The organism is Natronolimnohabitans innermongolicus JCM 12255 (genome assembly GCF_000337215.1).
Lineage (GTDB): Archaea > Halobacteriota > Halobacteria > Halobacteriales > Natrialbaceae > Natronolimnohabitans > Natronolimnohabitans innermongolicus.
Genome location: NZ_AOHZ01000107.1, coordinates 35,544 through 57,121 on the forward strand (window position 1 = coordinate 35,544; position 21,578 = coordinate 57,121).

General features: G+C 62.7%; 27 protein-coding genes and 3 pseudogenes. 8 read left to right on the forward strand and 22 right to left on the reverse strand.

Features of this window, described 5'->3' with window-relative positions:
- Window positions 1-41 precede the first annotated feature (41 nt).
- The 3 genes from C493_RS21090 to C493_RS21100 all read right to left on the reverse strand — a co-directional run bounded on the left by C493_RS21090 (window position 42) and on the right by C493_RS21100 (window position 3,304).
- A complete protein-coding gene (locus C493_RS21090) occupies window positions 42-278 on the reverse strand; it encodes a hypothetical protein (RefSeq protein WP_007261529.1) in 237 nt (78 codons plus the stop codon).
- A gap of 80 nt (window positions 279-358) precedes the next feature.
- Window positions 359-2,575 carry an AAA family ATPase gene (locus C493_RS21095; protein ID WP_007261530.1) on the reverse strand — a complete coding sequence of 739 codons (2,217 nt, stop codon included), beginning with the start codon at window positions 2,573-2,575 and terminating at the stop codon, window positions 359-361.
- A gap of 93 nt (window positions 2,576-2,668) precedes the next feature.
- The gene (locus C493_RS21100; protein WP_007261531.1) at window positions 2,669-3,304 is read right to left on the reverse strand and encodes a helix-turn-helix domain-containing protein; all 636 of its coding nucleotides are present in this window, start codon (window positions 3,302-3,304) and stop codon (window positions 2,669-2,671) included.
- An 86-nt stretch (window positions 3,305-3,390) separates the two neighbouring features.
- Between C493_RS21100 and C493_RS21105 the strand changes: the two genes are divergently transcribed.
- The gene (locus C493_RS21105) at window positions 3,391-4,293 is read left to right on the forward strand and encodes a ribonucleotide-diphosphate reductase subunit beta (protein WP_007261532.1); all 903 of its coding nucleotides are present in this window, start codon (window positions 3,391-3,393) and stop codon (window positions 4,291-4,293) included.
- A gap of 369 nt (window positions 4,294-4,662) precedes the next feature.
- Window positions 4,663-4,797, forward strand: coding sequence for a DUF7128 family protein (locus C493_RS24115; RefSeq protein WP_007261533.1), 135 nt, complete (start codon window positions 4,663-4,665; stop codon window positions 4,795-4,797).
- A 21-nt stretch (window positions 4,798-4,818) separates the two neighbouring features.
- Here C493_RS24115 and C493_RS21115 read toward each other — a convergent pair whose 3' ends face one another.
- A complete protein-coding gene (locus C493_RS21115) occupies window positions 4,819-5,064 on the reverse strand; it encodes a DUF7508 domain-containing protein (RefSeq protein WP_007261534.1) in 246 nt (81 codons plus the stop codon).
- Between the two features lie 2 nt (window positions 5,065-5,066).
- Entirely contained in the window at window positions 5,067-5,627 is a 561-nt protein-coding gene (locus tag C493_RS21120; RefSeq protein ID WP_049889558.1) for a DUF5796 family protein, read from the reverse strand.
- 170 nt (window positions 5,628-5,797) lie between these two features.
- Here C493_RS21120 and C493_RS21125 point away from each other — a divergent pair, with 170 nt between their 5' ends.
- The gene (locus C493_RS21125; protein WP_007261536.1) at window positions 5,798-6,676 is read left to right on the forward strand and encodes a shikimate kinase; all 879 of its coding nucleotides are present in this window, start codon (window positions 5,798-5,800) and stop codon (window positions 6,674-6,676) included.
- Complete coding sequence (locus C493_RS21130) at window positions 6,673-6,999, forward strand: chorismate mutase (protein WP_007261537.1); 327 nt, start codon at window positions 6,673-6,675, stop codon at window positions 6,997-6,999. The genes C493_RS21125 and C493_RS21130 overlap by 4 nt, the downstream gene beginning before the upstream one ends.
- A gap of 331 nt (window positions 7,000-7,330) precedes the next feature.
- Here C493_RS21130 and C493_RS21135 read toward each other — a convergent pair whose 3' ends face one another.
- From C493_RS21135 to C493_RS21155, 6 genes and pseudogenes are all read right to left on the reverse strand, one after another.
- Entirely contained in the window at window positions 7,331-7,684 is a 354-nt protein-coding gene (locus C493_RS21135) for a type II toxin-antitoxin system PemK/MazF family toxin (protein ID WP_007261538.1), read from the reverse strand.
- The gene (locus C493_RS22405; protein WP_007261539.1) at window positions 7,681-7,920 is read right to left on the reverse strand and encodes a hypothetical protein; all 240 of its coding nucleotides are present in this window, start codon (window positions 7,918-7,920) and stop codon (window positions 7,681-7,683) included. The genes C493_RS21135 and C493_RS22405 overlap by 4 nt, the downstream gene beginning before the upstream one ends.
- A 123-nt stretch (window positions 7,921-8,043) precedes the next feature.
- Entirely contained in the window at window positions 8,044-8,436 is a 393-nt protein-coding gene (locus tag C493_RS21140; RefSeq protein ID WP_007261540.1) for a type II toxin-antitoxin system VapC family toxin, read from the reverse strand.
- Window positions 8,433-8,693 carry an antitoxin VapB family protein gene (locus C493_RS21145; protein WP_007261541.1) on the reverse strand — a complete coding sequence of 87 codons (261 nt, stop codon included), beginning with the start codon at window positions 8,691-8,693 and terminating at the stop codon, window positions 8,433-8,435. Before C493_RS21145 ends, C493_RS21140 begins: the two co-directional genes overlap by 4 nt.
- Before the next feature lie 173 nt (window positions 8,694-8,866).
- Window positions 8,867-9,249, reverse strand: a pseudogene (locus C493_RS21150) (PIN domain-containing protein).
- Entirely contained in the window at window positions 9,246-9,491 is a 246-nt protein-coding gene (locus tag C493_RS21155) for an AbrB/MazE/SpoVT family DNA-binding domain-containing protein (protein ID WP_049889560.1), read from the reverse strand. The pseudogene C493_RS21150 and the gene C493_RS21155 overlap by 4 nt, the downstream one beginning before the upstream one ends.
- Window positions 9,492-9,715: 224 nt before the next feature.
- Here C493_RS21155 and C493_RS23975 point away from each other — a divergent pair.
- Window positions 9,716-9,998 (forward strand): annotated as a pseudogene (locus tag C493_RS23975) (ribbon-helix-helix domain-containing protein).
- Window positions 9,999-10,065: 67 nt separating this feature from the next.
- Here the strand turns inward: C493_RS23975 and C493_RS23980 are convergent.
- A pseudogene (locus C493_RS23980) lies at window positions 10,066-10,251 on the reverse strand (hypothetical protein); the annotation flags it as partial.
- A 256-nt stretch (window positions 10,252-10,507) separates the two neighbouring features.
- On the opposite strand from C493_RS23980, the gene C493_RS23985 reads away from it, so the two are divergent.
- Entirely contained in the window at window positions 10,508-11,272 is a 765-nt protein-coding gene (locus tag C493_RS23985) for a hypothetical protein (RefSeq protein ID WP_241430932.1), read from the forward strand.
- 102 nt (window positions 11,273-11,374) lie between these two features.
- Here the strand turns inward: C493_RS23985 and C493_RS21175 are convergent, their stop codons facing one another.
- From C493_RS21175 to C493_RS21215, 9 genes are all read right to left on the reverse strand, one after another.
- Window positions 11,375-12,838 carry an NAD-dependent epimerase/dehydratase family protein gene (locus C493_RS21175; protein ID WP_007261547.1) on the reverse strand — a complete coding sequence of 488 codons (1,464 nt, stop codon included), beginning with the start codon at window positions 12,836-12,838 and terminating at the stop codon, window positions 11,375-11,377.
- 203 nt (window positions 12,839-13,041) lie between these two features.
- Window positions 13,042-14,181 (reverse strand): DegT/DnrJ/EryC1/StrS family aminotransferase, encoded by a 1,140-nt coding sequence (locus C493_RS21180; RefSeq protein ID WP_007261548.1) that lies wholly within the window; start codon window positions 14,179-14,181, stop codon window positions 13,042-13,044.
- A gap of 192 nt (window positions 14,182-14,373) precedes the next feature.
- Complete coding sequence (locus C493_RS21185; protein WP_007261549.1) at window positions 14,374-14,793, reverse strand: hypothetical protein; 420 nt, start codon at window positions 14,791-14,793, stop codon at window positions 14,374-14,376.
- Window positions 14,794-14,956: 163 nt separating this feature from the next.
- Window positions 14,957-16,114, reverse strand: a complete 1,158-nt coding sequence (locus tag C493_RS21190; RefSeq protein ID WP_007261550.1) for a DegT/DnrJ/EryC1/StrS family aminotransferase — start codon at window positions 16,112-16,114, stop codon at window positions 14,957-14,959.
- Window positions 16,111-16,983, reverse strand: coding sequence for a polysaccharide deacetylase family protein (locus tag C493_RS21195; protein ID WP_007261551.1), 873 nt, complete (start codon window positions 16,981-16,983; stop codon window positions 16,111-16,113). Before C493_RS21195 ends, C493_RS21190 begins: the two co-directional genes overlap by 4 nt.
- On the reverse strand, window positions 16,980-17,768 hold the full coding sequence (locus tag C493_RS21200; RefSeq protein WP_007261552.1) for a WbqC family protein: 789 nt from the start codon (window positions 17,766-17,768) through the stop codon (window positions 16,980-16,982). The genes C493_RS21195 and C493_RS21200 overlap by 4 nt, the downstream gene beginning before the upstream one ends.
- 417 nt (window positions 17,769-18,185) lie before the next feature.
- Entirely contained in the window at window positions 18,186-18,497 is a 312-nt protein-coding gene (locus C493_RS21205; RefSeq protein WP_007261553.1) for a DUF7521 family protein, read from the reverse strand.
- The gene (locus tag C493_RS21210) at window positions 18,494-18,841 is read right to left on the reverse strand and encodes an ArsR/SmtB family transcription factor (protein WP_007261554.1); all 348 of its coding nucleotides are present in this window, start codon (window positions 18,839-18,841) and stop codon (window positions 18,494-18,496) included. The genes C493_RS21205 and C493_RS21210 overlap by 4 nt, the downstream gene beginning before the upstream one ends.
- A gap of 166 nt (window positions 18,842-19,007) precedes the next feature.
- Complete coding sequence (locus C493_RS21215) at window positions 19,008-19,739, reverse strand: alpha/beta hydrolase family protein (protein ID WP_007261555.1); 732 nt, start codon at window positions 19,737-19,739, stop codon at window positions 19,008-19,010.
- A gap of 128 nt (window positions 19,740-19,867) precedes the next feature.
- Between C493_RS21215 and C493_RS23555 the strand changes: the two genes are divergently transcribed.
- Both C493_RS23555 and C493_RS21220 read left to right on the forward strand, forming a co-directional pair.
- Window positions 19,868-20,032: a hypothetical protein gene (locus tag C493_RS23555; RefSeq protein WP_007261556.1), complete on the forward strand. Its 165-nt coding sequence runs from the start codon at window positions 19,868-19,870 to the stop codon at window positions 20,030-20,032.
- A gap of 77 nt (window positions 20,033-20,109) precedes the next feature.
- Window positions 20,110-20,433 (forward strand): hypothetical protein, encoded by a 324-nt coding sequence (locus tag C493_RS21220; protein ID WP_007261557.1) that lies wholly within the window; start codon window positions 20,110-20,112, stop codon window positions 20,431-20,433.
- A gap of 35 nt (window positions 20,434-20,468) precedes the next feature.
- Here C493_RS21220 and C493_RS21225 read toward each other — a convergent pair whose 3' ends face one another.
- The gene (locus C493_RS21225; protein ID WP_007261558.1) at window positions 20,469-20,777 is read right to left on the reverse strand and encodes a hypothetical protein; all 309 of its coding nucleotides are present in this window, start codon (window positions 20,775-20,777) and stop codon (window positions 20,469-20,471) included.
- Between the last annotated feature and the right edge of the window lie 801 nt (window positions 20,778-21,578).

Below are 21,578 nucleotides of genomic sequence, written 5' to 3' on the forward strand. Positions count from 1 at the left end.
GGCTCGAGCGGACTCGAAACGGCCGTTCGACCGTCAGAAGGTTACTCGTCGTCGTCTTCGTCGTCTTCGTCGTCGTCCCCGTAGGGTTCTGGCGGCTGGCCGTCCTCGAAGGCCAGTTTCTCGCCCTCGTGGGGCTCGATGTGGCTCAGGATCTCGTGGGGGACGTAGCCGATGTTGTACCCCTCCTCGTTGTGGAGGACGATGCCGTGTTCGTACTCCCGGAAATCGAAGCAGTTGATCTCCTCGTAGGCGTTGCCCGGTTTGTAGACGACCTTCATAGCCGACCGATCAACGGGTCGGAGGGTCTGAGTGTGCCTTGCGAGTGAAAGTCGCTTTCGGCGCGGCGTCCGCCGCCGGATCACTGCGTCGGCTCCCCGTTCGCCCGCGCCGCCTCGAGGTGTCGACGTTCGATCACCACTTCGTCGGCCTTCTCGTTCGCTTCGTCGGGCTCGTATCGATCGGCGACCTCCCGAATCGCCTTCATCGAGGCCGTCCTGACGAGCGCCTCGAGGTCGGCTCCCGTGTACCCCTCGAGGTCGTCGGCCAGCTCCGCGATATCGACCTCCTCAGAGAGCGGCTTCCCGCGGGTGTGGACCTCGAGGATCTTCTCGCGGGCCTCCCGGTCGGGTTCGCCGACGAGGACGTGCGTGTCGAGACGGCCCGGTCGGAGCAGGGCGGGATCGATCTGGTCTTTGCGGTTGGTCGCGGCGAGGACGACCAGGTTGGGGTTCTCGCGCATCCCGTCGAGTTCGGTCAGCAACTGCGAGACGACGCGTTCGGTGACCTCGTGGCCGTCGCCGCGGGCGGCCGTGATCGCGTCGATCTCGTCGAAGAAGACGATCGACGGCGCGGCCTGGCGGGCGCGTTCGAACACCTCGCGGATCGCCTTCTCGCTCTCGCCGACGTAGCGGTCGACGATCTCGGGGCCGTCGACGCGGACGAAGTTGACGTCGGTCTCGCCTGCGAGCGCGCGTGCGAGAAGCGTTTTCCCGGTTCCCGGCGGCCCGTACAGCAGAACGCCCGAAGGGGGCTCGGTGTTGGTTTCCTCGAACAGTCGATCGTAGGTCAGCGGCCACTCGACCGATTCCCGGAGGACCTGTTTCGCGTCCTCGAGGCCGCCGACGTTCGAGAAGTCGGTGCTCGGCGACTCGGCGACGTACTCGCGCATCGCCGACGGCTCGACGGCGGCCAGCGCCTCGTCGAAGTGATGCTTTTCGACCGTCGGCTCCTGGTTCCACTCCGCGCGGTCGTCCGCGTCGGTCGGCCGGTCGCGGATCGCGGCCATCGCGGCCTCGCTGACGACCGAATCGAGGTCGGCGCCGACGAAGCCGTGAGTTCGCCGGGCGATCGTCTCGGCGCTGACGTCGTCGGCCAGCGGCGTGCCGCGGGTGTGGACCTCGAGGATCTCCTTTCGGCCCTCCGCGTCGGGGACGCCGATCTGGATCTCGCGGTCGAAGCGGCCGCCGCGGCGCAACGCGGGATCGATCGTATCGACGCGGTTCGTCGCGCCGATGACGATCACTTCGCCGCGGGCGTCGAGGCCGTCCATCAGGGTCAGCAACTGGCCGACGATCCGGTTTTCGGCGTCGCCGTCGTCGTCGCGCTGGCCCGCGATGGAGTCGATCTCGTCGAAGAAGATGATCGTCGGCGCGTTCGCCTCGGCCGTCTCGAACACCTCGCGAAGCCGCTCTTCGGACTCGCCTTTGTACTTCGACATGATCTCCGGGCCGGAGATCGTCTCGAAGTTGGCGTCGACCTCGTTGGCGACCGCGCGAGCGATCAGCGTCTTCCCGGTTCCCGGCGGCCCGTACAGCAGGACTCCGGCCGGCGGGTCGATCCCGAGGCGCTGGAACAGTTCCGGCTCCGACAGCGGCAGTTCGATCATCTCGCGGACGAGCTCGAGTTCCTCGTCCAGACCGCCGATGTCCTCGTAGGTAACCCCGGAGGCAGGCTCCGGATCGGCACTCTGGCTCGGCTCCGTGGTCGTGTCGTTGCTCGAGCGCTGAGCGTTCGAGCGCTCGTCGCTCGCTCCGCCAGAACCGCTGCGTGCGGTCTCGAGTTCGCCGCCGGTGACTCGAACTGTGGTCGTGCTCGTGATGCGGACGTCGCCGGCGGGGTCGGTGTCGGTGACCTTGAACGGCTCCTGGCCGAGTCCCTCGATCCGGATCTGCTCGCCGGCCCGAACCGGCCGGTTCCGGAGCGTCTTGGCGGCCTCGCGCTCGGCGGTGCTCCGATCCGTTCCGGCGGCCGACGGCGGCGCGGACAGCGTGACGCGGTCGGCCTCGGCGATGGTCGACGTGTCCTTCGTTCGGACGGTGACCGTGTCGCCGACGTGAGCGCCCGCGTTCGCGCGCGTATCGCCGTCGATCTGCACGGCGTTTTCCGGCACCGACGGATCCGCGGGCCACATCTTCGCGACCGTTCGCCGCTCGCCCTCGATGACGACGGTGTCGCCGCTCAACACGCCGAGCTGTCGGCGCGCGAGCTCCGGTATCCGCGCGACCCCGCGTCCAGCGTCCCGCTTTTCGGCGGCCCGAACCGTCAGCGAGACGCCGTTCGAGTCCGATTCGCTCATGGGATTCCTTTCGGCCGCGGTACCTTGAGAATTGTCCTCGACGCGACCGTTTGCGCCCGTTCGAAGTTGTCCGCCGACGAGGACCTCCTCTCGTTACAGCGCGTTCCCGAGCAGCCGATCGATCCCTCGACGGAGTCGCTCGGAGGTCGACGGTCCCGAGATGCCGAGTCGCCGTCCCACCTCGTCGGTCGACGCTTCCCGCGGAACCGCGAAGTACCCCATCTCGCGGGCGACCGATAGCGCCTTGTACTGCTCGCGGGTGAGCCCGAACGGCGGATCGTCGGCCGACGACTCCCGGGTGAGTCGCTCGAGGTGGAAGTTCGCACCGCGGTCCGCACAGAACTCGCGATACTCCGCGAGCGCCTCGCGGTCGGGAAACCGGGCGCGACCCCACCAGCCGTCGACGGTGACGATTCCGCCGAGCGGCGTCGTTCCGAGTTCGACGAACTTCCGGTAGATCGGCACCGGCGGATCCCGCAGTTCGATCCGATACAGCGAGCCCCCGTCCGTCTCGTCGAGCGTCGTCGCGCCGGCGACCGTCCCGTCGGCCGCCAGCGCGTCCCGAAACTCGCCGTCCGCGCCGTCGACGACGCGACAGAGCACGACCGGCCGATCGGGATCGATCACGAGAATCCGCTCGATATAGACCGTAACCTCCGGAACGGCCGAAACGGCGTCCGTCAGCGGCAACTCGAGCGACGTCACTCTGTACTCCGCGATGAGCCCCATGTGCCCGTCGTTCGTCGGGGAAACTTAAACACCCTACTGTAGTAGATACAAATTCATCGGAAATCCGGCGCTACCTACGAGTGTCAATGGCAACCGAGAGCGACCCCGCGATGCAACTGGACACGTCGATCCGGTCACACAACTACTACCGAAACGCCGTCAAAAAACACTGGGACCCCCACGAAATCGACCTCGAGGCCGACCGCGAGGGGATCGCGGAGCTGCCGGAGCCGGCCTTCGAGGCGCTCAAAGAATCCCTCGCGCTGTTCGGCGCCGGCGAGGAGTCGGTGACCGAGGACCTCGCGCCGCTTGCGGTCGTCCTCGAGGATATCGACGACCAGATGTTCCTCACGACGCAGCTCTACGAGGAGTCCAAACACACGGACTTCTTCGACCGCTACTGGCGCGAGGTCGTCCACGCGGAGGAGGAACGTCGCGGACAGGCGCTCTCGTCGCCGACCGACGACCGCTGGTTCAACGACGCCTACGACGAACTCTTCGAGCGCAACGAGCGAGCGATGGCCCGCTTGCTCGAGGCGGATACGCCGGAGAACCGCGCGAAGGCCCACTGTCACTACCACCTGACGATCGAGGGAATCCTGGCCCAGACGGGTTACTACGGACTCACGCTCGCCTACGGCGAGAACGAGCCCGAACTGCCCGACCTGCCGGGACTCGTCGAGGGGCTGAAACTCGTCCGCAGCGACGAGGGTCGCCACGTCGGCTTCGGCATGGCGAAGCTCAAGTCGCTCGTGAGCGACGGCGACGTCGAGCCCGACCTGCTCCGCGAGACGGTCGGCGAACTCGTCCCGCTGGTCCAGGACAGTCTGGTCAGCGACGACGGCGCGACGTCCGACTCGGGGCCCGGCCCCAGCCCGTCGCAGCTGTCGGAGTACGCCTACACCAAACACGAACAGCGGATGCAACAGATCACCTCGGCGAGCGAGAATATTCCGGACGTCGAGGAGCTGACCGAACTCGAGGCCTGATACGGATTGCTGTCCCGATGTCCCGGCGCAACCGCCGCCCGTGTCGCGGGTGCGCCGGAACTGACGTACAGTAAACCGTATGAACCCGGATCACTCCGACGAGATAGCCGTTCAGTCGGGTTCTCGGGCGTCCGAATTCGCCTGATCGCCGACGTCGACACCGACGGAGTCGGGGTATCGAGCGGAAACCACACTTCACGTCACGCATTCCTCCGACGACCGAGCCGACAGCGGTGACTCCGTCCGCTCCGGCCCCTCTCCGGCGTGTCGCGTCGGTCCGATCTCACCTCACACTCGAGCGCGCCGCGACGGCCGCTCGCGGCCGCTGCCGGAGAAACGCATTTCGGCGTTCGAATCGTACGCGTTCCCATGGTAGTCCAGACCGAACGGGACGATTCCACGTGGTGGGAGTGTGAGGATTGTGGGCTGCTGTTCGACGAGAAAACGGACGCGTCAGACCACGAGACCCACTGCGACGGCAGCGAGCCGTCGTACATTCAGTGAGTGCGTCGGCGCCCGTCGCCCTCACTCGAGTCGGTCGCGGTGCTCGGCGGCGAGTTCGCCGGCCTGCTCGAGCGTGTGGACGTCGGTCCAGCGGACGCGGGCGGCGTCCTCGTAGGCCAGAGCGGTTTTGAGTTCGTCGCGCAGGACGCCGTGACCGACGGCCTGGACGACTCCCGACTCGTCGCCGAGTTCGTAGACGCCGGGTCGATCGGGCGCGCTCGAGACGGCATTCCGGTCGAGGTCGCGCCAGGGTTTTTGTAGCGGCATCGTTACTCCCGCTCGGGTCGGTTGTTGTCGTCCGCGTCGTCGCTTTCGGTGTTCTCCTCGTCGTTCTCGGGCCCTTCGGCTCGCTTCCCGTCGTTCGAGTCGGCGTCGAACTCGCTCGAATCGCCGCGGGTCGCGTCGACGTCGTCGACAAGTTCGTAGGCGTGTTCGCTCATCTCGTCCTCGGCGAAGACGAACACGCGGCCGTCGACGACCGAGAGGTCGGCCTCGACGCGGATCGAGTACGCTTCCGTCGACACCGACACGCCGGGAAACAGCGTCTCTTCGTCGTCGCCCTCGAGCATGACGCGGCCGACGCCGGTCGACTCGAGGATGTCGTCGTGGGTGTTGCGGTCGTTGATGTAGGTCATGACGCCCTCGACGCCGTCGGGATCGGTGACGAGAACGTGCACTTCCTTTCCCGGCGGCGTCGTGATCGCCCCCTCGACGGGTTTCGGCGGGCCGTGGTAGAAGACGTCCCGTCCGTCCAGGTACTCGACGACGACGCCGCCCTCGACGAAGTCGACGCCGATCGTGCTGGGTGCGACGTTATTGCGCGCGCTCATTGACGTTCGATTCGCCGGGACCGCGGAAAAGCGGTGCGTTCTCCCGCCTTCGATTTCGTCTCTCGCTCGGCGAACCGGCGCGGAGACCGCGCCGATCGCTCGAGTCACCGTCGTGAACGGAATCCGGAGAGACCGTCAGCCGTAAATACGCGGTCTGAGAGAGTGTGACTATGGACGGCCGTGCCGTTGCCCCAGCAGCCGGGACGATCCTCACCGCCTTCGCCACCGGAACCGGTTCGGCGTTCGCGGTCGACCTCGAGACGACAGCGACGGTCGAACTTACCAGCGACGGCGAGTTCGTCGGCGAGATCGACGACCGCCCCGAGGAGGACACCAGCCTCATCGAGCGCTGCGCCGAGTTGACCGTCGACCGATACGCCGACCAGGCGGGACTGAACGCCGACGACGTCGGCGCTCGAGTGCTGACCGAAAGCGAGATTCCGATGGCGGCCGGGCTGACGAGTTCGAGCGCCGCGGCAAACGCGACGGTGCTCGCGACGCTCGACGCCCTCGAGATCGTCGACTCCGTCGACCGGATCGACGCCTGCCGACTCGGCGTCACGGCCGCACGCGACGTCGGCGTCACCACGACCGGCGCGTTCGACGACGCCAGCGCGAGCATGCTCGGCGGCGTGACGATCACCGACAACGACACCGACACGCTCCTCCAGCGCGAGGAAGTCGACTGGCACGTGCTGGTCTACACGCCCCCGGAGCGAGCCTACAGCGGCGAGACCGATATGGACGCCTGTCGCCGGATCGCCCCGATGGCGGAGCTGGTCGAAGAACTCGCTCTCGACAGTCGCTACGGCGAGGCGATGACCGTCAACGGCTTCGCCTACTGCGGCGCGCTCGAGTTCTCGACGGCCCCGATGCTCGAGGCCATGCCGGACGTCACCGGCGTGACGCTCTCCGGCTCCGGCCCGAGCTACGTCGCCGTCGGCGAACGGGCGACGCTCGAGGACGTCCGGGAGCGCTGGGACGACCGCGAGGGGACGACGCGGCTGCTCGAGACGCGAACGGACGGAACACAGACACGATCGACATGACTCGACAATCCGAGACGGCCACGGACGGAGGCACCGACGAACGAACGCCCGACGAGATGAGCCTCGACGAACTTCGCGAGGAGATTCAGACGATCGACCGCGAAATCGTCGAACTGATCGCTCAGCGAACCTACGTCGCCGACACGATCGCACAGGTCAAAGCCGAGCAGGATCTGCCGACGACCGACGAAAAACAGGAACAGCAGGTGATGGATCGGGCCGGCGAGAACGCCGAACAGTTCGACGTCGACGCCAATCTCGTGAAGGCGATTTTCCGATTACTCATCGAGTTGAACAAGGTCGAACAGCGGGATAGTAGATAGCACTAAGCGGATTCCTGAGCACGTGTGAAGGCTCGATTGGCAAGTAGACTCTCTGGTTGCTGTTCATTGTTCGTGACGACGATTTAAGTACGGACACTACACGTTCGAATGGAACGGTTCGAGCATCCGCGAGCGAAGCGAGCGGTTCTCCGACAGCGAGGCCGAAGGACGAGCCATCGGCCTTTTTCGTCGAAGTTTTTGCGCCCAGCGAGGGACGCTCCGCGTCCCTCGGGCCGTGTGAGCGGACTCCGTCCGCGAACAGAGAGCGATTCGCCTGCGGCGAACCCAAGGTGGAAAAAGTTCGTTCCCTATACTGATCGCAGCGCACACGTCAGTCTAGTCCGAGGCTCAGTTTCAACGCTTCGTCCACCGCCTCTATCGTCTCTGCATCGAGGCTTCCAAGCACTGAGTGAATCCGTTTTTCGATGGAGACGACACGAATCTGGTCGAGACGGACCGAGGAATCTTTCTCGAACGGCGAGTCCGCTGCCTCAACGGGAACCTCGAACGGATAGCCTCGATACGTTCCCGTCGCAGGTGCAACGATTGTCGTACTGGCATTTTTGTTCCCAACGTCATTCTGGACGACTACCGCAGGACGAGTCTTTTTTATCTCGTGCCCTTCCGCAGGATCGAGCCGAACGATAACGATGTCACCGCGACGAACGTCTGTATCCTCGCTCATTTATCCAGTCCGCCCCACGCCTCGTCCGATGCGTCGTCCCACTCGGCCGCAAGTTTTTCCGCGCTCGCAGAAGCCTCGCGGTACGCAGCAGCAAGTTCGCCCTCGTTTGGGTGGTCAGATTCTACTTCGACGACAGCGACGGTTACTCGCTTGTTCGCGTACTCTGTTCCCAGATAGATTCGACCTCGGTCGTCAGTCTCGTTGGTCTGGAGGTCTCGCGCATCTACTTTTGTCATGTTCCCAACTAGGTTCTACTACTGAATAAGATTTGCCCACTATTACCCACCGCGATATTTTCGATGGATCATACCATGGATTTCATCTACCTGAACAAAGTAGAGCAGCGTGAAAATAGGTAGTCAGTAAGACCGTACTTCGAGGCTGTCGATACGCCCAAAGTGCTTGGTGTTTCTAGTGATAACCGGTTCGTCGTTGAGCAGCGCAGTCGCGGCGATGATACAGTCTTCTCGCTCGATCCGTTCACCGTCGTTGATCAGCCCACCGGAGAGTTTTCCGGCTTTTCGCATCACGGTGTGGTCGGCGCTCACGACGTGTTTCGTTTCCAGTATCTCGAGGATTCGGTCTCGCTTCGTATCCGGCGTCTGAGACCGAGAAACGCCCTCGTAGAGTTCCAAGACCGTCACGGAGGACACTTTCTGTGGTCGTGCTTCCTTTTCAATGATATCGAGAAATTGTTTCGCGTCTTCATCGCCTCGAAGTAAATCGATAATGAACGACGAGTCCTGAATCATTCCGACATCTCGTCGTCTATGGCTTCGTCTAACTCCGCTGTGAGGCGGTCACTCCGGTCTCTGGACTTCGTTCGACCGTCATCGATAGCGGCCTCGAGGTCTGCCGCCTCGTCCTCGGAGAGAATTCCTGTAACCTCGTTCCACGACCGTTCTCCAGCAAGGCGCTTGACGGTTTCACTGAAGCTTTCCCCCTCTTTCTTTCGGGCTTTCAGCCGCTCGTAGGCTTCCTCGTCGAGTGAAATCGTTTTCGTCGCCATCGTAGTACACAGTACTACATGCACGCTTAAAAATACTGGTGCAAAGCCCATTCCGGATTGGCTCGGTGCAACGTAGCGAAAAACCGCCAAAATACACGAAATAGTGTAACGTGAGCTAGAGACCTAACGAAGTAGAGATGCGTGAGAACCGGTAGCACGAGATAGAGATATTGTCATTCATCAGCCGGTTCTAGCGGCACTCGTTCACCTTGATGTCTTTGTAATCTTTCTCCGATGAGAGTACGTTCAGCGTCCGTGTTTCTGCAGTCGCGGCGTGGAACGCATCGAACGCTGTCATTCCCTCGTCGTAGTAGTTGACAGCCTTCAGAACGATTTGTCGTTCTTCCTCGTCCCGGACAGGGACGAGTTCGAGCAGATTTGCCACGAGTGGGACGTACTCGAACTCGTACCGTTCTCGGGCGAGAAGGAGTTCGAGATAGGAGAAGGCCGACGTTTCTACGTCGTACTCGTCGAGTGCTTCTTCTGCTGATTGCTGCAACCAGTCTGAGTCTTTGGCGAGCGCGAGTAAAAAGTCGGTTTCGACGTAGACCGTCATCTATCGTCCCCGTTCTCGCGGGCCTCAGCTTTCGCTTCTGCTTCGATGTCCGCGCGAATATCGTCGACGGATGCGTCACGTAACTCGCCTGCCGCTTCGCGGACTGCAGCGAGCGGGTCGTCTGCAACCGGAACGAGTTCAATTCTGTCCTCGTACGTGACGATGTGGTACTTCTCCCCGTATTTTTCTCGTACGTCTTTGGGGATGTACAACCTCCCCTGCCCGTCCGTTTCTGCTGACATAGATATGATTATAGTGCCATAGACGAAGAATCTTACCACCAGTAGGGAATCGATGGTACAGCCGTTAGAGTTTCATCTGTTCGCACATTGGATATTGTCTATCTGAACAAATTGAGCAGCGCGAGAATCGCTAATTTTACCTATTTACTACTGTTTCTCCTCGCCAATAGCGTCTGCGTTCGGACGCCGAAACGCCTACAGTAACACGCAGGTAGTACAAACGTATGTCCGAAGCGGGCACAGACAACGGCGATGACGAAATCGTCACGGTAAACTTCAAAGTCACACGGTCGTTTCTCGACGAAATCGAAGACACGTGGCGGACGAGAATTTAACGGCCGTAGCGAATTCATCCGGTATACCTTACGCGATGCCGTTGAACACCCCACGTTCGACCGTGATGAGCTCGTTGCACTCCTCGAAGCCGAAGAGGACGTCCGCGAACAACGAACGATGAGTGCCGAAGAGGCACGCGAACGTTTCGGTACCGACGACTCGAATGAGTGAGGACGGCTGGACGTCGGAACTCGCATCGAACGTACGGGACGACCTTGATGCGCTCAACTCGACTGAGCAGCTCCTCCGTGCTCTCAGAACCCTCGCGGTACGCGGCAGCCAGTTCGTCCTCGTCGGGATGACCAGATTCCACTTCGACGACAGCGACGGTTACGCGCTTGTTCGCGTATTCTGTCCCGAGATAGATTCGGCCTCGGTCGTCGGTCTCGTTGGTCTGGAGGTCTCGCGCATCCACTTTCGTCATGTTCTCAACTAGAGCCTACTGCTGGATGAAATCGCCCACTATTACCCACTGCGACGTTTTCGATGAAGCGTACGTGTCCGACGCGTCCGTCGACTCCAATCATCAACTAACAAACCACATTCGGTGTTCGTTCGACAAATTTCGAACACCGAAATCCATGACTGCACTGTCGTCTTGCGATCGCACGTATTCGCTTCGCTGAGAATCATCGATCCGTGAAAAATGATTGATGTGTCGCCTCGAGAATACGGAACGTATGGTCGACGGTGACTCGAGCGACTCGAGCGCGATACGGCGATCGAACGGCGGTGAGAACGGACGGGAAGAGCGTGATCCGGCACAACGTGTCGAATCGGCGGCGGAGTCGACGGCGATCGAGTTCCTCGATTGCGCGCGGGTGCGTGTCACCGGCGAGTGGGCGGACGTTGTCCTGGGCGCGACGTTCGAAGCCGAAGACGGGGAAACGGGGACCGTCGTCGATTCGGTCGGCGCGGTCGAGGGCGAGCGAACGATCGATGCCGCCGCGGCGTTTGACCTCCCGTCCGACGGGACCGTCCTCGAGTCGGTCGAACTGTTCGAAACCGGGCCGGGGATGCCCGGGTTGGGCGCCGAGCACGTCGAGAATCCGTCGCTGGAGGCGTGTCACGCGGAGCAATTCGGCGACGAAACGGACGCCACCGAGGGCGTCGAGTTTCTGGACTGCGAGACGGTTCGAGTGACGCGTCCGGCGGGCGACGCGATGCTTTCGGTACTCTGGTGGGACGAAAACGGCTGGGTCGGAACGATCACCGAACCCGTCGGTAGCGTCGCGGACGATCGGACGATTTCGGCGACCGAGGCGTTCGGCGAGTTCGCACACGGCCCGATCGTAACCGGCGTCGAACTGTTCGAGGGCGATACGCCGCTCATGCCGGGCGGCGGCGACGTGTTCGTCTCGAACCCGGAGACGGACGACTGCCTCGAGTCGGTTCGCGAGGCCGCCGCCGAACCGGACGAACTCGAGTCGGTCGACCTCGATTGAGCTTCGGTCTCGGCTGATCGACACGGTCTTGAATCGATCGGGACGGACCGACTCACTACTGAACCAACCGCGAGAAGACTGCCGTTACGTTTCGGACGCTACTTACGCCTCTTTCGACGCCACGGTCTCCTGCCGACGCTCGAGCGTGATCGAGTCGGACTCGAGGACGGCCTCCGTTCGTTCGTAGCTGGGCGCTTGCTCGAGCGTCTCGTAGTTGTTGTAGCGGGTCGACGTGTAGGCGTCGTACGCGTCGGATTCGAAGGACTCTCGCAAGTCGAGACAGTGGTCGCGAATCGTTCGCTCGGGCTCGAATCCGAGTTCCGTCTCGATCTTGTCGAACTCGACGCGATAGCTTCGCTCGTCGGTCTGGTCGTCGTGGTACTCGATCGTCGCCTCGGGATAGCAGTCGGCGACGACGGTCGCGAGTTCGTCGATTCGGTAGTTCTGTTCGTTCGAGCCGACGTTGAAGACGGTATCGCCGACGTCTTGGATCGGCGCGGTGAGACAGTCGACGTACGCGCGGGCGGCGTCGGCGACGTGGACGTTCGGTCGGTACTGGTCGCCGCCGAATACGGGAATGACGCCTTCGGTGTAGGCTTTCGCCGGGAGGATGTTTCCGACGAGATCGAACCGCATGCGCGGCGACTCGCCGTAGATCGTCGCCATTCGCAGGATCGTCGGCGAGAACTGCTCGTCGGCGAGGTCGTGAAGGACGCGTTCGGACTGGATCTTCAGCCGCGCGTACAGCGAGACGGGGTTCAGTTCGGCGTCTTCGTCGAGGCGCCGGTCGTCGTCCGGAGAGCGCCCGTAGACGCTACACGTCGAGGCGAAGACGAATCGATTGATGCCGTGGTACTTGCACAGCGACGCCAGCAGCTGGGTCGAGTGGAGGTTGTACTCGAGGGTCTTCTCCGGATCGAGTTCGGAGGCGGGATCGCCGACGATGCCGCCGAGATGGACGACGGCGTCGACGCCGGCGATCGCATCGAGGACCGTACTGACCGAGCGCGCGTCGCCGCGGTGCAGCGAAAACCGGTCGGTTTCGGTCAGATCGGAAACACCGGCGGCACCGTAGAAGAGCGGATCGAGAACGCGAACGCCGAACCCCGCGTCCAGCAGCTGTCGACAGAGGACCGAGCCCAGATAGCCCGCGCCGCCGACGACGAGTACGGTTTCGTCGCTCGCCGACCTCTCGACGGTGCTCGCCGTGGTGTTGGTCAGGTCGACGGTCGTGACGTCGGTAACCGTTCCGTCCTCGTCGAGGACGGGTGCGACAACCGTCTCGGAGTCGCCGTCCTCGTCCTCGAGGACGGTCGCTGCACCGTCGACGGTGCGAATCGAGCCGCTCGCGTCGACGACGACTGGGTCCTCTTCGATGACGGCCGAGAGCGGGGTCTCGGGCGTATCACCGTCGAACAACGTCTCTTTCAGTCGTCTGCTCGTTGCGATTCCAACGAGCTGGTCTTCGTCGTCGACGACAACGATTCCTCGGGAGTCAGCGCGGTCGATTCGAGCGATTGCGTTCCGAATCGAAAGTCCCGCATCGGCTGTAACTGGCCATCTCATAGATAACGTAACCCCAACTGCCGCACGTTGCTGGTTCTCGGTCCGTACCGGTGCGGCCTATTCACCTAGTCAGGACGGTTTCCCTTTGTTATGGATCGCTTGGGGAGACAGTCAGAACGTGCTTGATTCCTCAGTGTAGAAATATCCACCACGCTCAATTGTTACTACTCCAACAATCCCATCACGAAGGGACGGTCCTCTCACTATCGTCCACGCTCGAGTCCGGCGCCGACGGCCGTGACGATCCGATCGATCTCGTCTCCTCGGAGATCCGGATGAATCGGAAGCGAGAGCACTCGACCGGCGATCTCTTCGGTTACGGGGACCGTTCCGGGCTCGTAGTCGTACGCGTCGCGGTAGCTTTCGGTCAGGTGAACGCCCGGCTCCCAGTAGACCTTCGATGCGATCTCGCGGTCCGCTAGGGTCTCGATAACGGCGTCTCGATCGATATCTTCCCCCAGGGTAACCGTGTACAGCTGGTAGACGTGTCGGCCGCGGCCGGCGGCCGTGTGCGGTTCGACGCCGTCGAACCCGGCGAGTCCGTCGGACAGTTGCGACGCGACGCGGCGTCGGTTCGCGATGTGGTCTTCGACTTTCTCGAGTTGCGCACAGCCGATGCTCGCGATCAGGTCCGGCATGCGGACGTTGGTCCCGACGTCGACGTACTCGCCGCTGCCGCTCGAACTGAAGTACTCGTCGGAGGCGCGGCCGTGCGACCGGAACTGCTCGAGTCGGCGCGCGAGGTCGTCGTCGTCGGTGACGACGGCGCCGCCCTCGCCGGTCGGAAGGACCTTGTTCTGACAGAAGCTGAGCGCCGCCGAATCGCCGATCGTACCGAGCGTTCGCCCCTCGTAGTCGGCCCCGAACGCTTCGGCGGCGTCTTCGATCAGCGGGACGTCCGCCTCGGCGGCGATTTCGGCGAGCGGGCCGATATCACAGGCCGCGCCGTAGGGGTGGATCGGGAGGATCGCCGCCGTGTCGTCGGTGACCTTCGTCGCAACGTCGTCCGGATCGAGGCCGTACGTCTCGCGTTCGATATCCGCGAAGACTGGATCGGCGCCGACGAGTCGAACGGCGTTGGCTGTCGCGATGAACGTAAACGCGGGGACGATCACTTCGTCGCCCTCGTCGATACCGTGGGCCGTCAACGCGGCGACTAAGGCCGTCGTTCCCGAGTTGACCGTCACGGCGTGGTCGACGCCGAGATACGACTCGAGTCCGCGCTCGAACTCGTCGATGTACGGCCCGTTCGCCCAGTACGACCCTCTGGTGATCGAATCGACGGCGTTCGCCACGTCGTTCTCGTCCCACGGTATTTCGAACAACGGGATCTCGTTACTCATCGAAGGTCGGTTCTCGAGACACGCGATTAAGTAGCCGTTCGTTACTCTCCGGAATGCCGTACTTTCCGTAACTACAATCGGTTTCAACTCGGATCGATCTGGGTCCAGACCGTGCTGCTGTGCTCGCCGATGACCACCCGTCAGCACGGCTCGTTTTCGTGACCGTTCCCGTCGTCCCGTCGGCCACCACAGCTACAGTTTCGGTGCAGGAACGACGACGACCGGCACCGGTGTGTCCGCGGCCAGCGCTCGAGCGGTCGAGCCCAGCTGAGATTCCGTGGTGTCGTCCGAGTCGGCCGAAACGGACGGGTCGCCGTCTTGAGGCGTTACCAGGAGTTCGTCGGCGCCGACCGCAGTCGCCACGTCGCGGAGGACGTCGGCCGGCTCGGCGTCGGTTTCCCGAAGCTCCGTCTCGACCCGTCCGACCGCGGCCAGCCTGACCGGCGCGACGTTGAGCGCCTCCTGTGCGTCCCGTCGTTCGGGTCCCGCCGCATCGGTCGCCGACACGACGGCGACGACCGTAACGGTATCGTCGGCTGTCGCCCGCTCGTCGAGGTAGTCACAGATCGCTGCCGTCGTATGGACGGAGGTCGCGCCGGCGAGGTAGTGCATATCGACTATCCGGCGCGACGTCTCAAAGAAACTGCGAAACGGCCGACGCTTCGAATGGGTGCGCAGGGCTCGCTGACGGTGCTCCGTCGAAAGCTCGACCGAGAACGAGGGCGTCGGTATTCGACCGATCCGCGAAATTAGGACGAAAGCCGCTCGAGACGAGTCACCGATTCGCGGTCGCCGTTTCCATCTCTCGTATCGCTGCGTCTACTCGTTCGCCGATGTATTTCGCGTCTTCGACCGAGAGATCCCTGTGGATCGGCAGACAGATGTGGCGGCCCATCGCCGACTCCGCGTTCGGCGCGACGCCGTCGGTGTCGTACCGATCGGTGACGAACGGCTGGCGATGTAACGGCGGGTCGTACGCCCAGTCGATCGGTATTCCGTCCTCGCGGAGGCGATCCCGGATCCGAGGCCGGTTCCGTCCGTTCTCGAGTGCGAGGGGATACCGCCAGTAACTCGATCGAACGTTCGCCGGAGGCGACACGGGGCGGACGCGTTCCCGGTCGGCGAGGTCGGAGAGGACGTCGTCGTACACGTCGGCGAGATCGTTGCGGTGAGCGACGAATTCGTCGACGTGGGGTAGCTGGCTCCGACCGAGCACGGCCGCCATTTCGGACAGCCTGTAGTTGCTGCCGACGAATTCGAAGCGCGAATCGTCCGTCGCCGGATCGAGACCGCGGTTTCGGATCGCCGCCGCTTCCCTGGCGAACTCCCGGTCGTCGGTCAGGATCATCCCGCCTTCGCCGGCCGTCATCACTTTCGTCGCGTAGAACGAGAAACACGCCACGTGACCGATGCTCCCGGCGGGTTTCCCGTCGATCCTGGCGCCGTGTGCGTGCGAGCAGTCCTCGATCAGGACGGCGTCGTGCTCCTCGCAGAGGTCCCGCAGTTCCGCCGTTCGGTTACAGACGTTGCCGGCGAAGTGGACGACGACGACGGCGGCGGTGTCGTCGCTGATCCGCTCTCGGACCGACTCGACCGAGACGTTGTGGTCGTGGGGTTCGATGTCCGCAAACCGGAGTTCGCCGCCGGTCGACAGCACCGACGTCGCGTTCGCGGCGAACGTCTGAACCGGGACGATTACGTCCTCGCCGCGAACGTCGAGCGTCCGGAAGACCGTCTCGAGCGCCGACGTACACGAGTTCGTCACGATACCGTGCTCGCGACCGACGTACGCGGCGAACTCGCGCTCGAAGGCGTCACAGTGGTCGCCCATCGTCAGATTCGTCTCGCCGTCGAGCATTCGCTCGATCTCCGTCAGCACCCACGCCTTTTCGGGGAACGCGCCGCCCGTCGCGATGTCGTACGCTTCCGTCATGGTCGCTCACTCGTAGGTATTCGTCGGCGTTCTGGCTCACCAGCGGTTCTCGAAGCGCGGATCGAATCGGCGTCCCAGTCTCTCGCCGACGCCCTCACGTACGGTTCGGCTTTCGGATAGATCGTGACCAGTTCGTCGATCATTTCGTCGGTGAGTCGGTCGTACTCGGAGACGCGTTCGACGTATCGGACGATCGGTGGTTCGTGACTCAGCCCCCACCAGATCGGATGTGTTAGCACCTGTACGGTGGACGGATCGGTGAGCCCGTCGATCGATCCGATCGGCGGTCCCTCTCGCCATCGACCGCCGGAATCGGAGATGTACGTCGACATCAGCTCGCGACCGTAGGCGTTTACGAGCCCCGCGATCGACGACGGTCCCTCGAGCACTCGATCCGTCGGCAGGTGAAACGATACCGACGCTATCGGACCGATACCGAGCGATTCGAGCCGCCGGCGTGCCCGGCGAATTCGCATCCGCTGGCGCTCGAGGTCCACGTCATCGCTCCCGTCTTCGCTCTCTCCGTACTCGTGAGCGTAGTGCAGGCCGATCTCGTGTCCCATCGCTTCGATCGTCCGCAACGCCTCCGCGTTCGCTTCGACGTCGTACAGCGGCGAATCCGGAATCACCATGTACGTCGACCGAACGCCGAGTTCGCGTTCGAACCGGGCCAGTTCGACCGCACGGTCGAGACAGACGTCGACGTCGTGGCGGAGCAACGCCAGGGGTTGCGTCCGACTTGCCGTACGGAACGCCGACAGCGGCCGCACGTCGAATCGGGCCTCGAGCGTCTCGATGAGGGTTCGGTAGTACTCGTAACTAAAATCGCCGGACCAGCCTCCGAGGGCCGGTTCTTCGACGGTCGTCATCGGCTCGCACCCCTTCGAAGTAACTCGACGGTCCCGTCCGCACCGACGTTGAACAGGGCGTCGACGATCGACAGATCGCGGACGAACTCGTCGAAACACTGCTCGTATCGTGGTGTGGTGTACGACTGGTACTCGAGGGCGACCTCAGCCGCCTCGAACGTCGACGGCGTCAGGTACGACCGTGCGCCCGCGCCGGAGAGATACCGGTCTGCACCGAGTTCGGTGCAGATGTCGACCACACGATCGGTTTTCGTGCTTTCGATACCCATCTCCGAGGAGCGGACGAACGTACACTCGAGTTCGAGCCGAGCGGCGAGTTCACAGATCAAGTGGATGTTCAACTCGGCGATCGAGTGCCACTGTTCGTCGTAGGTCCGTTCGAACAACTCCTCGAAGGCGTCGTGATACGGGGCGTTCGCGTAGTTGTACGTGAGATTCTTCAGATGGTTCTTCCGCCAACGTTGGTCGGTCGCAATTTGGACGTCCCGAATCTCGTCGCTCGAACCGCTGACCGGAACGGTGAGCCACGTCCAGCCGTCCGGGGTCTTTATTCGGTTACGGTTCGTGAAGGAATTCGCCGAGTACTCGACGTCGTCGAGGAACACGAAGACGTCGCTTCGGAGAATCTTCTCGAAGTATCCGAGCCAGGGAAGGTAGTTCGGTTGATGAACTGCGACGACGAACTCGTCTTCGTCGTCGGACGTCGTCTCGATGGCCGTCGGATCGACCGTCTCCGAGTTGACCCCACGATCCCGAGTCATCCCTTCTTCCACCAGTTCTGTCATGATCCAGACTGATGGTCGTGTTAGTATACTATTGTTATTGTATCCCTGAACTCTATCTGCTCGTTATATTTCCACCTGAACGAGGGAGTCACAATATGTCGGTGTACTGAACGCGGGTGCGTGGACGAGACGACTCCGGCGTCGCGTGAGGATTTTCCGACCCAGAAAACGCACTCGTGACACTATTAGGAGCGGGTCGAATGGTGAATCTGGGGAGGATAGCTGCATTCCACACGGGCGCGGGCTCGAACGCGATCACGTATCGCCTTCGGTCCCAGCGCCCGTCCGCTCCGACAGCGGCTGGCGCCTACAGCTGGTTCGTCGGACCCTCCCGCGCGACGTCCCCGCGACACTTCGGCTCCGACGGTCGCTTCACTCGGTTTCGATCGTTTCTTCGCGTCGAGTCGTCACACTCGTCTAGTGTTTCCCGTACAGCGAGTACGTAATCGCGACCAGTCCGAGCAGCCGACTGACGTTCTCGAGGAAGACTATGACGACCTGCTCGGCGCTGAACAGCGTCGTGACGACGACGTTGATCAGGAACGGACACAGCGTGAGCAACAATAGACCGATGGCGAGATAGAGCATCGACGGAACGTCGTTACGACGGTAGCCGCGGTAGGCCTGGTACGCGATGAGCGTCCCGATCAGCGCGACCAGAAAGAGGCTCGCCACCGTCAATAGTTCGAACAGGGGCGCCTCGTCGAGGCGAACGACGTCCTGGCTCATCGCATCCCCTCCCACAGACGGGTGAACTTGTCGGCGACGTCTTCTTCTCGGTACGTAAGCTCGAGTTCGAACGATCCCTCGTCGAGCGAGAGCTCGAGACGGTCGAGGTTCGCGCTGTAGACGCTGTAGTGGTTGCCGTCGGGGGCGAGTTCAGTCTCTTCGGTGACGAGTCGACACGCCTCGAGGCGGTCGAGTCGGCGATAGATCGTCGGCAGGGACGCATCACAACGGTCGCTCAGGGTACTAGCAGACATGGGTTCGACGCTCGTATGGGTGAGGATCTCGCGTGCGTACTCGTCGTCGAGTACGGCAAGCACCGTCGGGAGGTCGGTTTCCTCACTCACTGCTACCTGTTGGTTCCCGTATTAGTATGAAAAGGGACCCGATTTTTCTGACCCAGAAACTGCTCTTCGCCCCGATCACGAGACGGACGTCGACCGAAAACCGATCGCTCGACGATCCCCACCCCCGTCGCCTCAAAATGATGTAGCGCTATACGATTCATCCGTCTCACTCCTCGAGCCAGTGAAACAGTCGCTCGAGCAACCGCGCTTCCGCCGACGCCGAGAACAGGTGCCCCTCGCCCGCAAACGCCTCGAGCAGCACGTCGGTCTCGAGCGCCGACGCAGCCTCGAGGCTGTCCGCAATCGGGACCGAGTCGTCGTCGCGCCCGTGGAAAATCGCGACGGGGACCGACAGGGAGGCGGCGACGTCGGCGAATGGATACGCGTCGAACGCCTCGAAGAATCGCTCGTCGATGCACACGCCGGTGTCGAACACCAACTCGCCCGTTTCGGCGACGACTGATCGGTACTCGTCGAACGTCCGGTTGTACGTGACGGGTGCTCGAGTCGCGACCGCTTCGACTCGCGACTCGTCGACGGCGGCGTGGAAGGCGACCTTTCCGCCGAAACTCGAGCCGAAGAGGACGAGAGCTGGGGGATCGAAGTACTCGATAACGGCTCGCAGATCCGCGAGTTTGTCACCGATCGTCTGGTCGACGAACTGACCGTCGGACTCGCCACAGCCACGGAAATCGAACCGGACGGCGTCGTACCCCTCCCGGACGGCCCGTTGACAGCGGTGCTCGTAGCTGCCGGTTTTGTCGCTCAGGAAGCCGTGACAGAAGACGATCCAGCCGCGGCCGTCGCCGTCGGAACCGTCGTCGTCAGCCGCCGCGTGGTGAACGGCTGCGACGGACTCGCCGTCGGCGACCGAAATCCGATGGCTCGTTTCGCTCATGGCCGGACCGACGGCGCTCGAGTCCGTAGGCGTTGCTATCTTCCGACCCGCGCGACCGCTCGACTCGGTGTCGCGGAATCGCCGTTGATGGCACAGCGTTTACGCTCGCTCGCCCCGAGTCGTGGCATATGAGCCGCACGACTTACCGGTGTACCTGCGGCGCTCGCCTCGAGTTCAAGCAGGATCTGGAGAAGGAGTTCGGAACGACGACGCCAAACTGGAAGTGTTCCGACTGCGGCACGCCGGTGCCGAGTCAGACCGCCGAGAAGATCAGCCACCAGGATCCGTCCTGACGGCCGACGCGGCCACCGGTACGGCATTGCAAGCACGACGGATATGTCTCGATATCGAGTAGCGACCGGACACAACGATGGACTGTTCTCGCAGACGGACGCTCGAGCTGTCGGGTCTCGGTGCGGTCGGATCGCTGGCGCTGCTCGCCGGCTGTGCCGACGAGGGTCCCGGCGAAGACGACGATGCCGAGGACGAGGAAGACGGGGCGGCAGACGACGGCGACGACCAGGCCGACCATCCAGACGAAGTCGGCGACGAGGGCGACGCCGGCGCCGACGACGAGGCGGAGCCGACCGGCACCGGACCCGACGCGGACGAGGCCGAGGAAACCGACGACGAGGATGATGACGACGAGGACGATGTCGACGACGGCGGCGACGCGGACGCCGACGACGTCTGAGTCGCCGGCTCACGCCTCGAGTGCGGTCCTCGCGCTCAGTCTGGTTCTGCGATTCCCTCGAGTTCGAGCCGTCGATTTCGCGCGTAACGCCACTGCGCGTAGACGTAGTACAGCAGCGAGAGCGCGGCCAGCGCACCGAACGCGAGCGTCGTCACGACCAGCGCGATCAGCGGATCGGTCACGGCCTCGAGGGGCTGCTGGGTGAACTGGGCGGCCGCCGCCTGGTGATTTCCGGAGGGACCGATGACAAATGCGTAGCCGGCGAGCGCCAGCGCGCTGGCGACCCCGAGCGCGACTGAGACGGCCGAGACGAGCCAGCCGCGCCTAACGGTTGGGTCGGTCATCGGTGGTTCGTGGCGCTCGAGGCGACGTGCGTCCAGCGCTGACGCCGACGGTCGGCAGACGTTCGAACTGTGGGTGTGTGCGTACGTAACTCGGATCTGCTCGAGGTCGTTGCTGTCGTCACGAGAGACGTTCGACGAATGCGAGTCAGGGCACTTAGCGCTGGACCTGAATCTGATCGTCGGTTAACCATCGGTGACGCAGAAGGCGAGGAATGGTTCGCTCGACGATGGTTCGTATCCGTCTGTTCAAATCGGTGCTGCTCGCGTCGGTGGCGAGGAGTGCTGCATACTGATTCCAACCGGGAAAATCTCTTTCACGAGGCTATAGTGGCCACTGAACGTCACTGCACGCCAAATTACAGATGGCGTCGCGATCGATGTATAGCTCATTTCAGGGGCGACTATCGGCGAAGTCAGTACTGATATTCGCTTGAAAGAACAGGGGGGAGGGGTGCGTCCGACAAGACGGTGAATGGGGTGAAAACCTCCTCAGCGAACAGTTAGGTATAGAAACATTTTAGTATCTTACTATCCAACCAAAACTGTACTAGAAACAAGAATTATATAACGACCAGATTACAATTTGGGAGTCGTTCTATGGGCCTGTAAAAATGACTTTGTCGGACGCACCCCCCTCCCGGGGAACTAGCTAGCTAATTTGAAGGATCGCTCTTCTGTAGGAGATTGTTGATACTGCTCAGCTGTCGCTGTTGAATCGAAGAGAGCAAGGACACCGCGTCAGCGGTGTCCGTTAGGCATGATTCCGCTAGATGTGTTTGGATCGGAATCGGTCGCAGCGGA

Excerpts from the sequence above, each read along its gene's own strand:
- C493_RS21140 (WP_007261540.1), bottom strand. The coding sequence starts at position 8,436 with ATGATTCAGGACTCGTCGTTCATTATCGATTTACTTCGAGGCGATGAA.
- C493_RS21195 (WP_007261551.1), bottom strand. The coding sequence starts at position 16,983 with ATGACGACCGTCGAAGAACCGGCCCTCGGAGGCTGGTCCGGCGATTTT.
- C493_RS23985 (WP_241430932.1), top strand. The coding sequence starts at position 10,508 with ATGGTCGACGGTGACTCGAGCGACTCGAGCGCGATACGGCGATCGAAC.
- C493_RS21145 (WP_007261541.1), bottom strand. The coding sequence starts at position 8,693 with ATGGCGACGAAAACGATTTCACTCGACGAGGAAGCCTACGAGCGGCTG.
- C493_RS21215 (WP_007261555.1), bottom strand. The coding sequence starts at position 19,739 with ATGAGCGAAACGAGCCATCGGATTTCGGTCGCCGACGGCGAGTCCGTC.
- C493_RS21220 (WP_007261557.1), top strand. The coding sequence starts at position 20,110 with ATGGACTGTTCTCGCAGACGGACGCTCGAGCTGTCGGGTCTCGGTGCG.
- C493_RS21120 (WP_049889558.1), bottom strand. The coding sequence starts at position 5,627 with ATGAGCGCGCGCAATAACGTCGCACCCAGCACGATCGGCGTCGACTTC.
- C493_RS22405 (WP_007261539.1), bottom strand. The coding sequence starts at position 7,920 with ATGACAAAAGTAGATGCGCGAGACCTCCAGACCAACGAGACTGACGAC.
- C493_RS21180 (WP_007261548.1), bottom strand. The coding sequence starts at position 14,181 with ATGAGTAACGAGATCCCGTTGTTCGAAATACCGTGGGACGAGAACGAC.
- C493_RS21225 (WP_007261558.1), bottom strand. The coding sequence starts at position 20,777 with ATGACCGACCCAACCGTTAGGCGCGGCTGGCTCGTCTCGGCCGTCTCA.
- C493_RS21130 (WP_007261537.1), top strand. The coding sequence starts at position 6,673 with ATGACTCGACAATCCGAGACGGCCACGGACGGAGGCACCGACGAACGA.
- C493_RS21095 (WP_007261530.1), bottom strand. The coding sequence starts at position 2,575 with ATGAGCGAATCGGACTCGAACGGCGTCTCGCTGACGGTTCGGGCCGCC.
- C493_RS23555 (WP_007261556.1), top strand. The coding sequence starts at position 19,868 with ATGAGCCGCACGACTTACCGGTGTACCTGCGGCGCTCGCCTCGAGTTC.
- C493_RS21200 (WP_007261552.1), bottom strand. The coding sequence starts at position 17,768 with ATGACAGAACTGGTGGAAGAAGGGATGACTCGGGATCGTGGGGTCAAC.
- C493_RS21185 (WP_007261549.1), bottom strand. The coding sequence starts at position 14,793 with ATGCACTACCTCGCCGGCGCGACCTCCGTCCATACGACGGCAGCGATC.
- C493_RS21100 (WP_007261531.1), bottom strand. The coding sequence starts at position 3,304 with ATGGGGCTCATCGCGGAGTACAGAGTGACGTCGCTCGAGTTGCCGCTG.
- C493_RS21115 (WP_007261534.1), bottom strand. The coding sequence starts at position 5,064 with ATGCCGCTACAAAAACCCTGGCGCGACCTCGACCGGAATGCCGTCTCG.
- C493_RS21135 (WP_007261538.1), bottom strand. The coding sequence starts at position 7,684 with ATGAGCGAGGATACAGACGTTCGTCGCGGTGACATCGTTATCGTTCGG.
- C493_RS21190 (WP_007261550.1), bottom strand. The coding sequence starts at position 16,114 with ATGACGGAAGCGTACGACATCGCGACGGGCGGCGCGTTCCCCGAAAAG.
- C493_RS21205 (WP_007261553.1), bottom strand. The coding sequence starts at position 18,497 with ATGAGCCAGGACGTCGTTCGCCTCGACGAGGCGCCCCTGTTCGAACTA.
- C493_RS21155 (WP_049889560.1), bottom strand. The coding sequence starts at position 9,491 with ATGTCAGCAGAAACGGACGGGCAGGGGAGGTTGTACATCCCCAAAGAC.
- C493_RS21105 (WP_007261532.1), top strand. The coding sequence starts at position 3,391 with ATGGCAACCGAGAGCGACCCCGCGATGCAACTGGACACGTCGATCCGG.
- C493_RS21175 (WP_007261547.1), bottom strand. The coding sequence starts at position 12,838 with ATGAGATGGCCAGTTACAGCCGATGCGGGACTTTCGATTCGGAACGCA.
- C493_RS21090 (WP_007261529.1), bottom strand. The coding sequence starts at position 278 with ATGAAGGTCGTCTACAAACCGGGCAACGCCTACGAGGAGATCAACTGC.
- C493_RS21125 (WP_007261536.1), top strand. The coding sequence starts at position 5,798 with ATGGACGGCCGTGCCGTTGCCCCAGCAGCCGGGACGATCCTCACCGCC.
- C493_RS24115 (WP_007261533.1), top strand. The coding sequence starts at position 4,663 with ATGGTAGTCCAGACCGAACGGGACGATTCCACGTGGTGGGAGTGTGAG.